The organism is Ekhidna sp., assembly GCF_964218185.1.
In the GTDB taxonomy this organism is placed as follows: Bacteria; Bacteroidota; Bacteroidia; order Cytophagales; family Cyclobacteriaceae; genus Ekhidna.
Genome location: NZ_CAXPLV010000005.1, coordinates 1,033,159 through 1,046,896, shown reverse-complemented (window position 1 = coordinate 1,046,896; position 13,738 = coordinate 1,033,159). Strand labels below are relative to the sequence as shown.

Sequence of the window (13,738 nt, the reverse complement as noted above, 5' to 3'; positions counted from 1 at the left end):
TTTCTCCGTTATATAGTCACTAACCATTTCTGATGACGAACTACTACCACGTATTAGGCTTATCTGAAGATGCTACCCCTGCCGAAATAAAGGCAGCATTCAAAAGGCTGGCGGTAAAGTACCATCCCGACAAGCACCCCGGCAGACCAGAGATGGAGGAAAAATTCAAAGAGATCAATGTTGCCCACCAAATTCTATCTGACGAATATGAAAAGGCGAGATTTGACCTGAAACTAAAGTATCGTCAGTTTTCGCAAAATGATACCAGACCGTATACCTATCAACCTCCACGACCAGATCAATGGAAAACAAGAAACAGAGCCCGATATAGTAGCGGACGAATCGACTATCGACAAAATGCCATAGCTACCGCGTACGCATTTGGCATCACATTTTTGATCGCCCTGCTGGTGATGACGGGTGTGTGGGTGAAACAAAGCTATGATGATCATCAGCTGGAAAAAATGCTGGCTGAGAGAAGAACGACCTACATGGATGCAAGGAAGTACTTTGAAGCAGGTGAGTACAAAACAGCATTTGAAATCATGACCTCACTGGACTTTTTCAGAACAGAGGAACGGGACATGAAGATGTTTAAGAATACCATGATTGATCAGATTGCTGAGAAGGGGAATTCCCATTTCAGAAAAAAAGAATATCATGAAGCCATCAGTTTATATGAGCTGGTTCAGGAGTTTGCCCCTGATCTACCCTTTTATGAGCTCAGACAAAAACTAGCAGAGGCATATAAACGAACAAATCAACCGGAAAAAGCCATCGACATTCTTAAGGATTTTTTAGTAGGTGAGTATGAAATCATTTCATCGCTGGTAAAAATCGCTGAGATACAGCACAAAGAACTGAACAACCCTGCTGAGGCGCTGGATCATCTACTCATCGCTCATCGGCTTGCCATAAAAAGATACAAGACCTTTTACGGCGATGGATACGCCATGGTCATCAATGAAAAGTACGTGCCTCGCTCACACTATTACCTTTATACCTACCTCGCAGATATTTATGTGGAACTCGACGATCCAGAAATGGCCATCAAAGCGGCAGACTGGAACAAATACGTGTGGCCAGACAGTGCCTCCTCCTACATTACTAGTGCCAATGCCTACCTGAAAATGGGACGAAAAGATCAGGCATGCCAGGAATATGCCGGAGCAAAAGACCGAAACTGGACTGGAATTTCCTCAATGTATTGTAACTAATGGCAGGCTACTCAAAAAATCCTCTTTGGAAAAAGCTAGGCATAAAGGAAGGGTATGCTTGCTTCCTTTTTGATTCTCCCGAAAACTATTTTGATCTACTCGAAGAAACACCTACCAACACCGAATGGGATGACGAACTGTCCTCCAAAGCATACGACTTTCAGCATGTATTCGTAAAGGAGCTAAAGACGCTGGATACTAACTGGAAGACCTGGAAAGAAGCACTGAAAAAAGATGGCACGATGTGGGTTTCCTGGCCAAAAGGGGGGTCAAAAATTGAGACCGACTTAAATGGAAATATCGTGAGAGAGTTTGGGCTGGCAGGTGGCCTGGTGGATGTAAAAGTTTGCGCTGTAGATGAAGACTGGTCGGGACTAAAGTTTATGTATCGGAAAAAAGATCGTTAAAATCATCATCTACTTTAAATTCCACCTTGCAGCGCTGGTTATTTAGCAATTCCATATCATCCACCATAATAAACTCATCCTGCTCCTTTTGCATCTTAGCATTGGCTTCCTTCTTCACTTTTATTCGTTTGATGGCCTCCACAAAGCGACGCATCTCCGTGATATCCTCCAGAATCAACTCGGGCACTTGAGTTGGTTTACCGTCTTCTCCTTTAGCTACCATGGTGAAGTAGCTATTATTGGTATGTTTTACCTCATTGGTTTTCACATTTTCTGATGTCACCTTTATTCCTACTACCAATGAGCTGTTACCTACATAGTGGACTGCCGCATCCAGTGTCAACAGCTCACCCACATCTACCGGCTGTAGAAACTCGACTCCATCGACCGTGACCGTGACACAGTACGTACCGGCATGCTTGCTAGCCGCTGCATAGGCCACCTTATCCATGAGTGATAGGATGAGTCCACCGTGCACTTTTCCTCCAAAATTGGCGAAGGAAGGAATCATCAACTCTGTGAGCTTGGTTCTGGAAAACTGAACGGGTCTTGGATCCATCATTCTAAAATTCTACTTTCACATCGGTCGATTGTTCGCCATTCAGCACTTTGATCAGGTCAAATTCAAATATTACATCCTTTCCGGATTGATCAACAACTAACCCCTTGCTTACAGATTTTACCTTTCTAGGCAGGTGAAGAATGAGTCTGGACTTTGATCCTTTCAATAGCTCTCCCAGCACGAGCATGGAAGAATCATTCTCATCCATCTTGATCTCCATATCCGACACCCTTGAAAACGAATTGGCATCAAAGCTGTATTTCACATTTACACTCGGCATTTCCATTCCCATCCCTCCGCTGGTTGCTGTCTGATTTTCATTCATAAAATCCTGAAATCCCTGCAAATCTTCAATGCTTCGAAAACTGAAACGCATACCTGAATTGAGATAGCGCTCAGCTTTGCTACCTTTCATAAACATCTCCATTTTGTCCAGATACTTCTTCTTGGCCGGGTCATTCTTAATGCTATCTGGCACACGACCTGAGAAATCAATTATCGAATCTATCTCAGCTGGAAACTCTGCCCAGATCTGCTCATCCACAATTTGCCGCAGACTATCCTCAGAGGCATCAGGGTACATCCCGCTCATCATTCCCATCATCATAGATTGTGTACTGCTGATCACATCAGAATACACCAGGTATTCGCCACTTCCGTCAGCGTTTAAATAGATCTCTTCTGTGATACTAGCGCAGGAAAAGAACGTTAGGAAAAAGACCACAGACAGCTTTTTCATTTGATTGATTGGGTTCGATTTCATGGGTGTTGTGCGTTAGGTTATTGATTTTTCAGCCCACCAAATCACCACTCATCTTTCTACACTCTTTGATTTTTTTATTCAGAATCAGCTTCCAAAATGGTGATCGAGTCACTACTAATTTAGTCTTTACCCAGAGGTTATTCAAAAACTTCCCTTTCCAGGTTTTGCTTCCGGCAATATTTGTGGGCTCTACAATGTATTCAAAGCCCATTTTGTGGGTTTCTTCCGTCACACATCGATTGCCATATGCGATCTTATTGGCATCCGGCACATAGATCAAGGCGATATTCTTTCGTTTCGGTTCATTAACCTTTTTGTTGGAGTCCTTTCTCATCTCCAGATTCTCCGTGGGTAGATGATCCTGCATAGGCTTTTCTTTCTGAGCAAAACAGAACTGACCGAGACAAATAAAGACACCTAACAAAATGATCTTGCGCATACAGTAACCAAAATAGAGAAAATTTCAGCAATGATTGCTGGTCGGGGGGGTAATAAATAACTTGCGACGCAAAATTGACGAAGCGTGAAGTTTATCATCTCTTTTTTCCTTAGATACGTACCTCGAAAATATCTCCAACTCTTTAGCCATGTGGCAATGAGAATGATGGCTGTATTTTATAAAGGAAATAAGGTAGAATGCCCTGTTTGCGAATCGAAATTCCGTAAGTTTTTACCCTACGGCCGAAAATCCAGAAGCAACGCGCTTTGCCCCAAATGCCTGGCACTGGAGCGCCACCGGCTGATCTGGCTTTATCTAAAAAGGAAAACTGACTTTTTCACCAAGGAAGCGAAGATGCTACATGTAGCACCAGAGCTCTGTTTCATGAGTCGATTTGATACGCTGGAAAATTTGGAATATATCACAGCTGATATAGAATCTCCTCTGGCTAAAGTGAAAATGGATATCCACGAGATTCCATTTGAGGATGACTCTATCGATATCATTTTTTGCAATCACGTTTTGGAGCACGTGGATGACGATATGAAAGCTTTGAGCGAAATACGCAGAGTATTGAAACCGGGTGGATGGGCAATCCTACAGGTACCATTTTTCTATCCCTTACCTAAAACGACTTACGAAGACAAGACCATCATCAATCCGAAAGATCGAGAAAAAGCCTTTGGACAGGATGACCATGTTCGTATGTATGGGGAAGATTATGGAGCAAGATTGGCCAGCTCCGGATTTCAGGTTGTGGAAGAGCGATTGATCGATGAGCTAAGTGCTGAAGAGAAATCCAGATACGCACTTCCTGATAAAGAGGTGATTTATAAAGTGGTGAAGTAACTACGGGTTAAACCCATACTCCACACCAAAGTACACCTCATAAATAAACTCATTCAAAGGGATGATCGGCTTATCATCCCACAGGAAGCTGGAGGTCATCTTTACTTTAAATCGATCCGTTAGCGCGTTCTTAAACTCCAATTGTCCGCTTAACCGATTTCGAAACGCATCTATAACTCCATCATGTCCCGACTGCAGATAGACAATGGCATTAATATTCGTGGTTTTAGTAAGGCTGATATCCGCACTTAGGTAGGAGTTCATTTTCCAAAGGTTCTTCTCGATGGCCTCAAACTCGCCATTCCATCGCTCATGCTCATGAAAAATTCCTAACCCGGCATAGAGTGAATTCTTCTGCTGTAGGATATTCCACCGATAGCCTCCTCCCAGCAGCCAACGAAGAGCCATGTTTCTGGACTCATCAAACTGTATCTGTCCAAATACTTCAGGAGTGAGCTTGGCTGATCTCCGGAATATCTCGCGCAGGTGAGCCGTTCCATTGTAGATCAAAGGTCCATTACCAATTTTGTAATAATTAAGGCCGCTGATCAGTACCGTGGCGGATTGCTCCGCGATGTAGACCACATCCACATTGTTGTTCACACCAACGTATATATTCTCCTCCTCCGCTGTGGAGCTTCGGTTATTTACCGCAAACGTGGCATCTATTACTCCTGTGAAATAATTTGAAGAGTCTGAAGCCAGAAAACCTTTGTCTACCTTGAGGATTTGTGCAGAGGTGAATAAAAAACAATTTATAAATATGATTAACAGTAGTGTTCTTTTCATAGCACCGATTTCAACACAATTATCTATTTAATCATTCAAATCACAAGGGCAACAATAAAAAATCCTGCCTCTCGACAGGATCATTTTATTTGTACAGAATATTTGAAAATTATCGTATTATCAATACCGCAGACTTACTTTCGGCATCATTTGTTTTCAATACGTATGTTCCTGCTTCAAGCCCATCCACAGATAAATCATTGTCCTTATCAAACTGACCGGAACGAACAAGTTCACCCGAAATAGAATAGATGTTCCAGGTTGTTTCAGTTGAAACTCCCATAAACTTCACCTTCCTTGTATCTATCACGGGATTGGGATACAATGTCAACTGCCTTTCGATCTTTGAAATCTCCACGTGAATAACCCCCAGGTACTCATGTGTTCCATCATAGTCTGTTTGTGATAAACGATAATAGAGCTTCTCTTTAGAAGCACTTGATTTATCGAGATATTTATAACTAGAAAAGTTACTAGATGTACCAGCACCTGGAATTGTGGAAATGATAGTGAATTTTATTCCATCAAGTGAGCGTTCAAGGGTAAAGAATTCATTATTCAATTCACTAGCTGTAGACCACATTAGCTCGACATGAGAATCGCTCTGCTTATGTCCAAACGAAACCAAACTCACAGGTAAAACTGATGCTTCAGGACAGGCACCACTATCACCACAGCATCCTCCTCCTGATAAACAATCTGCTCCTTCGTCTCCAGCTCCCACACTTACAACCGGTGGCTGACCACCAACAAACTCACCATCTACCTGAATTCCGGAATTATCATCCACATTGATAGTGTTCCCTCCAGTGGTACTTTCTACATCTCCCTGCACGCGAACAATACTTCCCCCTTCAACATCCATTTGTACGCCACCTCCATTGTTCATCCGATAGCTTCCTCTAACAAGTAGTTCTCCATTATTTCTCACCGTAATATTATCCCCACCTGTGGCATCAAGATCTCCTCCTATTTCCATGTATGAATTATCAACAATCAAATCTTCCGAATTGTACATATCATTGGTCACATAGAAATTAGAACCATTTTGCACTGTCAATGTTGTACCTCCAGAAGTATTAAGAGCGTCTACATTTACTTCTGAATTATCAAATGTTACTGCACCACTGGTTATATCCATGGTCCCGGTAAGGTCAAAGTCCGTATTACTAATCGTCGTATTTCGAATGGCTGACGAAGCGGCAGAAACGATTGCTCCAGTCATGGTGCTGGTACCTCCAGTAATATTGAAAGCTGTTCCTGCAATAAACTCTCCACCAGATGCAGTAAGGTCTTCTAGTTGGATACTGCCCGATGCTGTAATATCTGTGTTTGTTATTGAGAGTGAACTCACGTTGGATGTCCAGTTTGTAACCCCATCAAACGAAGAATCTTCAAAACTAGACGCTCCCGATACAGCTACAGTTCCTCCCATATTTACAGTGGTGTTAGTCATGGTTGTGTTGTTGAATGTACCACTCACCGCAGAAAGTGTTGCATTATCAATACTATTTGTTCCATTTGTAACACTGAAGGTGGTACCCGCTGAAAGCGCCCCTCCAGACAAGGTAAGATCCTCCAGTTGAATGCTTCCCGAAGCTGAAATGCTTGTATTTGTCATGGATAAGCTTGTCACACTAGTGGTGACATTGCTTACACCGGTAATCGTGGAGTTGTTAATTGTAATATTACCACCGGTAATAGGGAATGTTCCATCCGGGCTGATATTGATAGTCACTCCCAACAAGCTAAAGTCTCCACCACTTCCGCTGCTAAATCCACCCGTATTGAAAGTTCCTCCGTTGATAACATTAGGACCTCCATAGGTTTCGGCAAGCGATCCAACATTAAATACTGCTCCAGTTCCGTTTAGGGTACTACCGGCACGAACAGTTAAAGCTCCGGTGACGGTTACTGTAACTCCGGGATTAACCGTGAGCGTATTCCCTGTGATGGTAAGACTGGCAGATGAACAATCCGAACTAATTGTACCTGAGGTAGGACATTGACCAAATACAATGGTGATACTAATGAAGCAGAGTACCGCTCCCAATATTGGTTTCGCACAATACTTTATCATTTGATAATATTTTGCACGAATGTAACAACATCATCAGAAGGACAAATTGGTTTTTACATAAATGGATTCGGTCTATTAGATGAAAGGATGTAAATCCGGGATAAATGGATAGAGTTTTAAACAAGTCATTTTAATACCAAGTTGATATTCAGTTCAATTTCACGATCCACCAATGTTCGGTCTATCCAGCTTCCCTCATAGGCAATATTCCATCTAAATCGATCAAGGATAATTACTGTCTGAAAGCCTTGATCATTTTTAAATGCTTCAAATGTTATTGAATTGGATATGCCATGCATGTCTAGCAAACCTTGAATCTTTAAAGGCGAAACCACAGAGGTAAGCTTTAACTGAGCCTCCGGGTATTGATCTACTGCAAAAAAATCCGGGCCCTTGAGATGATTGATTAAATTTTTTCGCGGAATCGGCTCATGCTCAGGAATATCGGTGACCTCCATGCTTCGCATATCAATAATAAACTCGCCTCCTGCCGGGACATCATTTGTCATTAACAGATACCCCCTTTTTAAAGCAATGACTCCTTCGTGCTTTCCCAGCCCCCTCATCTTAGTTCCCTTCCAGATGATTTGAGATGATTGTGGATCAACCCAAACCGTATCCTGCTCCCCGATGGGATCGTTTGAATAAAAATCGCTTTGAACTTTCGATGCGGATTCACCTGAGCAAGACATAAGCCATAGCAAACTGTATAACAGCACTATTTCACTTCTCATAATCAGGAATATTTAAACCTAGAATAATATCTCGTTTGATTACATAGATTCCATTGACTGGATTTTTCAGCTTTATAAGGCCGGATCCTCCTCGTTTATTCTTCGTGCTCAAATCCGATTTTGTGAGTCGAGAATCTCCTTCAAATAGGTAGTCATGCAAGTAATAAGGATTAGTGTCTGGTTCTTTTACAGTCAAGTGGATATGCGCAGGATCATTCCTTTCTGGATAAGCCCCAGGCTTGAATGTGTAAAATGTATATCTCCCATCACTATCCGTTTTTACCCAGCCACGGTGTTTGCCATGTCTCCGACCCCACCCTTGCCCGGCGGTAGGATATACTCCTTCCTGATTGGTTTGATAGATATATAGTATCACATTGCTGGCTGGCGTTATTCCATCTTTTTGATAAACCACACCCGCAATTTTCAATTTCTGAACTGCAGTAGTAAAACCGGGCAAGGTATCTACAGCATTAAGTTTTCCATTGTACTCAAGCAGAGCTTCACATCCTTCACATGGTCCTCCAACTGCTCTTTCTTTCTGTGCACATCCGATGAGACTGCTCATCAGGATGACGATCGTCATTACATGTTTCATGCTAGCAATAACGAGGAAAATCAATGCTGGGCAAATTGAAATATGCTAACCTGAGTAATTCTTAGGTTGATCCGAGTGCTATAAAAGGGACTTAAAGGATGCAGCGTAGTTTCTACTTACACGAACACTCATATCATTGGCCATCACTACGTCATAATCACCATTGTTTCTTGATGCAAATGATTTTACATGTGCTGAATTGATCAGACAGGATTTGTGAATCCGCACAAAAACCTCAGGATTTAATCTTTTCTCAAGGGATTTTAGCGTGTCACTGTGGAGATACTGCTTTTCCTGAGTGTGAATAGCGACATAGGGAGATTCCGATTGAATGCAGATAATATCACGCACATCAATGGGGATTGTTTGGCTTCCTGTTTTGACCTGTATCCGTGCAAGGTATTCGATCGATGGTGCTGGTCTTCGTGCATGAATCACTGAACCTATTCCATAGATCAATAAACTTGAAAGCGTAAGGGATGAAATGCTGTACTTCATGGTGTGCAACAATGAGTAGGCATGCTCATGAAAGAGAAATGAGATGGTAAATACAGCTAAATCATAAAGCCCCCAATGCACCAAAATAGCTACCACAATTGCAAATGGGTATTGATACCATGCCCTTTTATGTAATCGGTGCAGCATGGAAAAAAACACACTCAGCCCTGGAATAAAAAACAACCAAAATGAATTGAACAGAAGCGACTCAGACAGGTAAAATGCAGATTGATTCCGAAGTGAATAGTAATAGTCCTGAAATACTGAAATGAAGACCAGCATCAGACATGCCAAACTCACCCATTTTATTGAAATAGGCCACTTGTTAGATACATACCTGAATGTCATTGAGTAAAAGTAATCAATGAGCTTCTTTACATATTTCGTCTATACTGACCGCCTACTTCAAACATGGCATGCGTGATCTGACCAAGAGAGCAGTACTTGGAAGCTTCCATCAAAGCTGCAAACGTATTTTCATTGTGTAATGCCGTATCCTGCAGTTTTTTCAACAGCTCATTGGACTTATATTCATTGCCCCTTTGCATCTCCTTTAAATTTTCGATCTGCTGCTCCTTCTCTTCTTTTGTTGCTCTAATCACCTCATCCGGAATCACTGTAGGCGAGCCTTTCGAAGAAAGGAAGGTGTTCACACCAATAATTGGCATTTCTCCGGTGTGCTTCAGCGTTTCATAGTACATCGACTCTTCCTGAATCTTACCTCGCTGATACATGCTCTCCATCGCTCCAAGCACGCCTCCTCTTTCAGTAATTCTGTCAAACTCTACCATTACTGCCTCCTCAACCAAATCAGTCAGTTCCTCAATGATAAATGAGCCCTGGATTGGGTTCTCATTTTTAGCGAGACCCAGCTCTTTGTTGATGATCAACTGGATGGCCATCGCACGACGTACTGAATCCTCAGTAGGCGTAGTAATCGCCTCATCGTAGGCATTGGTGTGTAGCGAATTGCAGTTATCATAAATCGCATACAAAGCTTGAAGTGTCGTTCGGATATCGTTGAAATCAATTTCCTGAGCATGCAACGAACGCCCTGAAGTCTGAATGTGATATTTCAGCTTCTGCGCTCTGTCATTGGCTCCATATTTTAGCTTCATTGCTTTGGACCAGATTCTTCTTGCCACACGTCCGATCACTGCATATTCCGGATCTACTCCGTTGGAGAAGAAGAAGGAAAGGTTTGGTGCAAAAGCATTGATGTCCATTCCTCTGGACAGGTAATACTCTACAAATGTGAAACCATTCGCCAGGGTGAAAGCCAATTGTGAAATTGGGTTCGCTCCAGCTTCCGCAATGTGATAACCTGAGATCGAAACGGAATAGAAGTTTCGGACATTATTGTCGATGAAATACTGCTGCACATCTCCCATCAATCGAAGGGAATACTCGGTGGAGAAAATGCAGGTGTTCTGTGCCTGATCTTCTTTCAGAATATCTGCCTGAACCGTTCCTCGCACAGAAGAAAGTGCTTTCACTTTCATTTCCTGATACACATCGGCCGGAAGCACCTGATCACCGGAAACGCCTAGTAGCATTAGTCCTAGTCCATTATGCCCTTCGGGAAGCTCACCGCTATAGGTTGGTCGCTTCACCCCGGCATCCTTATACATCTTTTCAATCTTCGCTTCGATCTCCTGCTCCATCCCATGCTCGATGATGTATTTCTCACACTGCTGATCAATGGCAGCATTCATAAAAAAGGCGCAGATCGTAGCAGCCGGACCATTGATGGTCATGGAAACGGAGGTGGTAGGATCGCACAGGTCAAAACCTGAATACAATTTCTTCGCATCGTCCAGACAGCAAATGCTCACCCCTGAGTTACCGATCTTCCCATAGATGTCAGGTCGGTGATCCGGGTCTTCTCCGTAAAGTGTTACCGAATCAAATGCGGTGGATAATCTGGCCGCCGGTAGTCCTTTCGACACATAGTGGAACCGACGATTGGTTCTTTCCGGACCACCTTCCCCGGCAAACATCCTCGTTGGATCTTCACCCTGACGCTTGAATGGAAATACGCCCGCTGTATATGGAAACTCTCCCGGAACATTTTCCTGCAATGACCACCTCAGGATATCACCCCACGCTTCATACTTTGGAAGGATCACTTTTGGAATCTTGGTATGAGAAAGTGATTCAGTGGTGGTTTTCACTTTGATCTCTTTGCCTCTCACTTCGTACGTGAAGTACTCACCTTCGTAGTTAGCTCGCTTCGCATCCCACTCTTCCAGTATTTTGGCATTGTGTGGATCCAGATCCAGCTTAAGTTTTTCTTTCGCTTTATCAATCGCTTCAAGCGCGGCTTTTTCATCTTTCAAAACTTCCGCTGACTTATCCAGGCTGTAAAGCTTCTGTGCAACTTCCTTTTGCTTTTCTACCGTCTCATTGTATCCTCGGATGGTCTCTGTGATTTCAGACAGGTATCTGGTTCTTTTTGGAGGGATGATGAACACCTTCTCACTCATCTCTTCTGAGCTTTCAAACGAAGACTTGAGCTCCGATCCGGTTTTTTCAGCAATGAGGTTCATCAGTGATAAATACAGCTGATTCATGCCCGGATCATTGAACTGTGAGGCAATGGTGCCAAATACCGGCAAGTCCTCAGGCTTGGCATCCCACAGTTGATGATTACGTTGATATTGTTTTTTTACGTCTCTTAATGCGTCCAATGCGCCTCGCTTGTCAAACTTGTTGAGCGCGATGATATCCGCAAAATCAAGCATGTCAATTTTTTCCAGTTGAGTGGCCGCTCCATACTCTGGTGTCATCACATAGAGCGAAGCATCCGAGTGATCAGTAATCTCAGTATCCGACTGACCGATACCGGAAGTCTCGAGTATGATCAGATCAAATCCTGCAGCTTTCACAATATCGATAGCATCCTGCACATACTTGGAAAGTGCCAGGTTGGATTGACGTGTCGCTAGTGAACGCATGTATACCCGATCGCTAAAGATGGCGTTCATTCTGATACGATCTCCGAGCAATGCGCCTCCGGTTTTTCGCTTGGACGGATCCACCGAAATAACAGCAATGTTTTTATCCGGAAAGTCCAGCAGGAAGCGACGCACCAGCTCATCCACCAACGATGATTTACCTGCCCCACCCGTTCCTGTGATTCCTAACACAGGTGTTTTGGAAGCGACCTTTCGCAAGGCAGCCATTTCTTCTTTGAATTTTTCAGGATAGTTTTCTGCTGCAGAAATAGTTCGCGCGATGGCCTGATGATCTTTGGTGCTGATCTTTTTCACCTGCCCATTCAGGTTTTCTCCCACCGGGAAATCACTTTGCTTCACCAGATCATTGATCATGCCCTGAAGCCCCATGGCTCGTCCATCATCCGGAGAGTAGATGCGTGTGATCCCGTGTTTGTGCAGCTCCTCTATTTCTTCCGGTAGGATGGTACCTCCTCCACCACCAAACAACTTGATTTGCTCGGCACCCCGCTCCTTTAGCAAATCATACATGTACTTGAAGTACTCCACGTGCCCGCCCTGATACGATGTGATGGCGATGGCCTGTGCATCTTCCTGTATGGCACAGTCTACGATCTCCTGCACGGAACGATTATGTCCCAAGTGGATCACCTCACAGCCGGTTGACTGGATGATCCGTCGCATGATATTGATTGCTGCATCGTGTCCATCAAAAAGGGACGCTGCAGTAACGATACGGATGTGATTGGTGGGCTTATAAATCTCAACTTCTGGGGTCATGTTGTTTCAATTTTTGGGACAACAAATTTACTGAAAATGAAGGGGAATTTGCTTTATTATGAATTCAACAGAATCCTTAAAAGCTTATTAAAGGACATCATTTAATTGATTGCATTTAATTCCGTAAAAATTTTGATACGCCACAGATAGTTAATTTTATAAGACCAATAACTATGCGATTAATTTTATCCTCGATGAAAATACCTGAAATTCATGATCCATTTAAGCATTTAAGACCTCAACTTGAGATCACTCAAAAATTAATTAGCTCACATAAATCCAATGTTTTTTCAGAACTAAAAAAATTTCATGAAAAATTTAATTCTGATATTCTGGATTCAATTCAAAAACTAAGTAAAACCTTAGTAGAATATCAAAAAAGATCATCTATTGCATATCGCAAACTTGCTGAATTCGGATGGTACATAACACTTGAAACTGATATATCTGAACCTATTCGTCTCACTGAAATGATTGAGAAAGAAGAAGTTGACGAAATGGAACTGGATAAAGAAATGATGACTCATTTCAAAAATCATTTCAAAGTCATTAGAAAAACACTTTTAAGGAAATTCCCAAGAAGAAAGGAAATACTAGAGTCAGCATTCAACGCTCATAAAAATTCAGATTATAATCTTTCTATTCCAGTATTCTTTTCACAAGCTGAGGGTATTTGTTGTGACATCACAGGTAAAAAACTATTTGGAGGAAGAAAAGATTCAAACGACAACTATCATCCTCACACTTTTGAATGGGTTAAGAATCTAGAACGAGAATCAATACTCACTAATTTATTAGAGCCTCTCAAGCATAAAGGCTCATTAAACCAAAGTGACTCAGAATTTAATAGACATGCAGTTCTTCATGGCGAGGATTGCAACTATGGTAGCGAAACAAACAGTTATAAAGCATTATCTCTTCTAAACTTTGTTGGAACTATCGTGTATAAAGCAAAAACTAACTCAGACTAGTCCGAACACTCAACTTGACTTCCTTTCATGTCTCAATCTCCGGAAATGCAAGCCTCTTATTCTCAATTAGAGTTCCCTCGTTGCTCTCAGGATT

At 42.5% G+C, this 13,738-nt stretch carries 13 protein-coding genes; 4 read left to right on the top strand and 9 right to left on the bottom strand.

Annotated features, from left to right (window positions below):
- Positions 1–32: 32 nt before the first annotated feature.
- Positions 33–1,217 carry a DnaJ domain-containing protein gene (locus tag ACEQZT_RS10310; RefSeq protein WP_370089341.1) on the top strand — a complete coding sequence of 395 codons (1,185 nt, stop codon included), beginning with the start codon at positions 33–35 and terminating at the stop codon, positions 1,215–1,217.
- The gene (locus ACEQZT_RS10305) at positions 1,217–1,624 is read left to right on the top strand and encodes a DUF3052 domain-containing protein (RefSeq protein ID WP_370089340.1); all 408 of its coding nucleotides are present in this window, start codon (positions 1,217–1,219) and stop codon (positions 1,622–1,624) included. Before ACEQZT_RS10310 ends, ACEQZT_RS10305 begins: the two co-directional genes overlap by 1 nt.
- Here ACEQZT_RS10305 and ACEQZT_RS10300 read toward each other — a convergent pair.
- The 3 genes from ACEQZT_RS10300 to ACEQZT_RS10290 are packed head-to-tail and all read right to left on the bottom strand — an operon-like array spanning position 1,599 to position 3,388.
- Positions 1,599–2,183, bottom strand: a complete 585-nt coding sequence (locus ACEQZT_RS10300; RefSeq protein ID WP_370089545.1) for an acyl-CoA thioesterase — start codon at positions 2,181–2,183, stop codon at positions 1,599–1,601. The two genes, ACEQZT_RS10305 and ACEQZT_RS10300, sit on opposite strands and share 26 nt — an antisense overlap.
- A gap of 4 nt (positions 2,184–2,187) precedes the next feature.
- Positions 2,188–2,949: a hypothetical protein gene (locus ACEQZT_RS10295; RefSeq protein WP_370089339.1), complete on the bottom strand. Its 762-nt coding sequence runs from the start codon at positions 2,947–2,949 to the stop codon at positions 2,188–2,190.
- Between the two features lie 28 nt (positions 2,950–2,977).
- Entirely contained in the window at positions 2,978–3,388 is a 411-nt protein-coding gene (locus ACEQZT_RS10290) for a hypothetical protein (protein ID WP_370089338.1), read from the bottom strand.
- An 84-nt stretch (positions 3,389–3,472) separates the two neighbouring features.
- On the opposite strand from ACEQZT_RS10290, the gene ACEQZT_RS10285 reads away from it, so the two are divergent.
- Positions 3,473–4,237 carry a class I SAM-dependent methyltransferase gene (locus ACEQZT_RS10285; protein WP_370089337.1) on the top strand — a complete coding sequence of 255 codons (765 nt, stop codon included), beginning with the start codon at positions 3,473–3,475 and terminating at the stop codon, positions 4,235–4,237.
- Here the strand turns inward: ACEQZT_RS10285 and ACEQZT_RS10280 are convergent, their stop codons facing one another.
- The 6 genes from ACEQZT_RS10280 to ACEQZT_RS10255 form a co-directional block, all read right to left on the bottom strand.
- Positions 4,238–5,026: a DUF481 domain-containing protein gene (locus tag ACEQZT_RS10280; protein WP_370089336.1), complete on the bottom strand. Its 789-nt coding sequence runs from the start codon at positions 5,024–5,026 to the stop codon at positions 4,238–4,240.
- Between the two features lie 109 nt (positions 5,027–5,135).
- Complete coding sequence (locus ACEQZT_RS10275; RefSeq protein WP_370089335.1) at positions 5,136–7,106, bottom strand: T9SS type A sorting domain-containing protein; 1,971 nt, start codon at positions 7,104–7,106, stop codon at positions 5,136–5,138.
- Between the two features lie 125 nt (positions 7,107–7,231).
- On the bottom strand, positions 7,232–7,840 hold the full coding sequence (locus tag ACEQZT_RS10270; protein ID WP_370089334.1) for a YceI family protein: 609 nt from the start codon (positions 7,838–7,840) through the stop codon (positions 7,232–7,234).
- Positions 7,830–8,438: an intradiol ring-cleavage dioxygenase gene (locus ACEQZT_RS10265; protein WP_370089333.1), complete on the bottom strand. Its 609-nt coding sequence runs from the start codon at positions 8,436–8,438 to the stop codon at positions 7,830–7,832. The genes ACEQZT_RS10270 and ACEQZT_RS10265 overlap by 11 nt, the downstream gene beginning before the upstream one ends.
- Positions 8,439–8,516: 78 nt before the next feature.
- A complete protein-coding gene (locus ACEQZT_RS10260; protein ID WP_370089332.1) occupies positions 8,517–9,284 on the bottom strand; it encodes a LytR/AlgR family response regulator transcription factor in 768 nt (255 codons plus the stop codon).
- A 26-nt stretch (positions 9,285–9,310) separates the two neighbouring features.
- Positions 9,311–12,673, bottom strand: coding sequence for a methylmalonyl-CoA mutase family protein (locus ACEQZT_RS10255; protein ID WP_370089331.1), 3,363 nt, complete (start codon positions 12,671–12,673; stop codon positions 9,311–9,313).
- 194 nt (positions 12,674–12,867) lie between these two features.
- On the opposite strand from ACEQZT_RS10255, the gene ACEQZT_RS10250 reads away from it, so the two are divergent.
- The gene (locus ACEQZT_RS10250) at positions 12,868–13,644 is read left to right on the top strand and encodes a hypothetical protein (protein ID WP_370089330.1); all 777 of its coding nucleotides are present in this window, start codon (positions 12,868–12,870) and stop codon (positions 13,642–13,644) included.
- Positions 13,645–13,738 lie beyond the last annotated feature (94 nt).

Excerpts from the sequence above, each read along its gene's own strand:
- ACEQZT_RS10310 (WP_370089341.1), top strand. The coding sequence starts at position 33 with ATGACGAACTACTACCACGTATTAGGCTTATCTGAAGATGCTACCCCT.
- ACEQZT_RS10305 (WP_370089340.1), top strand. The coding sequence starts at position 1,217 with ATGGCAGGCTACTCAAAAAATCCTCTTTGGAAAAAGCTAGGCATAAAG.
- ACEQZT_RS10300 (WP_370089545.1), bottom strand. The coding sequence starts at position 2,183 with ATGGATCCAAGACCCGTTCAGTTTTCCAGAACCAAGCTCACAGAGTTG.
- ACEQZT_RS10295 (WP_370089339.1), bottom strand. The coding sequence starts at position 2,949 with ATGAAATCGAACCCAATCAATCAAATGAAAAAGCTGTCTGTGGTCTTT.
- ACEQZT_RS10290 (WP_370089338.1), bottom strand. The coding sequence starts at position 3,388 with ATGCGCAAGATCATTTTGTTAGGTGTCTTTATTTGTCTCGGTCAGTTC.
- ACEQZT_RS10280 (WP_370089336.1), bottom strand. The coding sequence starts at position 5,026 with ATGAAAAGAACACTACTGTTAATCATATTTATAAATTGTTTTTTATTC.
- ACEQZT_RS10275 (WP_370089335.1), bottom strand. The coding sequence starts at position 7,106 with ATGATAAAGTATTGTGCGAAACCAATATTGGGAGCGGTACTCTGCTTC.
- ACEQZT_RS10270 (WP_370089334.1), bottom strand. The coding sequence starts at position 7,840 with ATGAGAAGTGAAATAGTGCTGTTATACAGTTTGCTATGGCTTATGTCT.
- ACEQZT_RS10265 (WP_370089333.1), bottom strand. The coding sequence starts at position 8,438 with ATGAAACATGTAATGACGATCGTCATCCTGATGAGCAGTCTCATCGGA.
- ACEQZT_RS10260 (WP_370089332.1), bottom strand. The coding sequence starts at position 9,284 with ATGACATTCAGGTATGTATCTAACAAGTGGCCTATTTCAATAAAATGG.
- ACEQZT_RS10255 (WP_370089331.1), bottom strand. The coding sequence starts at position 12,673 with ATGACCCCAGAAGTTGAGATTTATAAGCCCACCAATCACATCCGTATC.
- ACEQZT_RS10250 (WP_370089330.1), top strand. The coding sequence starts at position 12,868 with ATGAAAATACCTGAAATTCATGATCCATTTAAGCATTTAAGACCTCAA.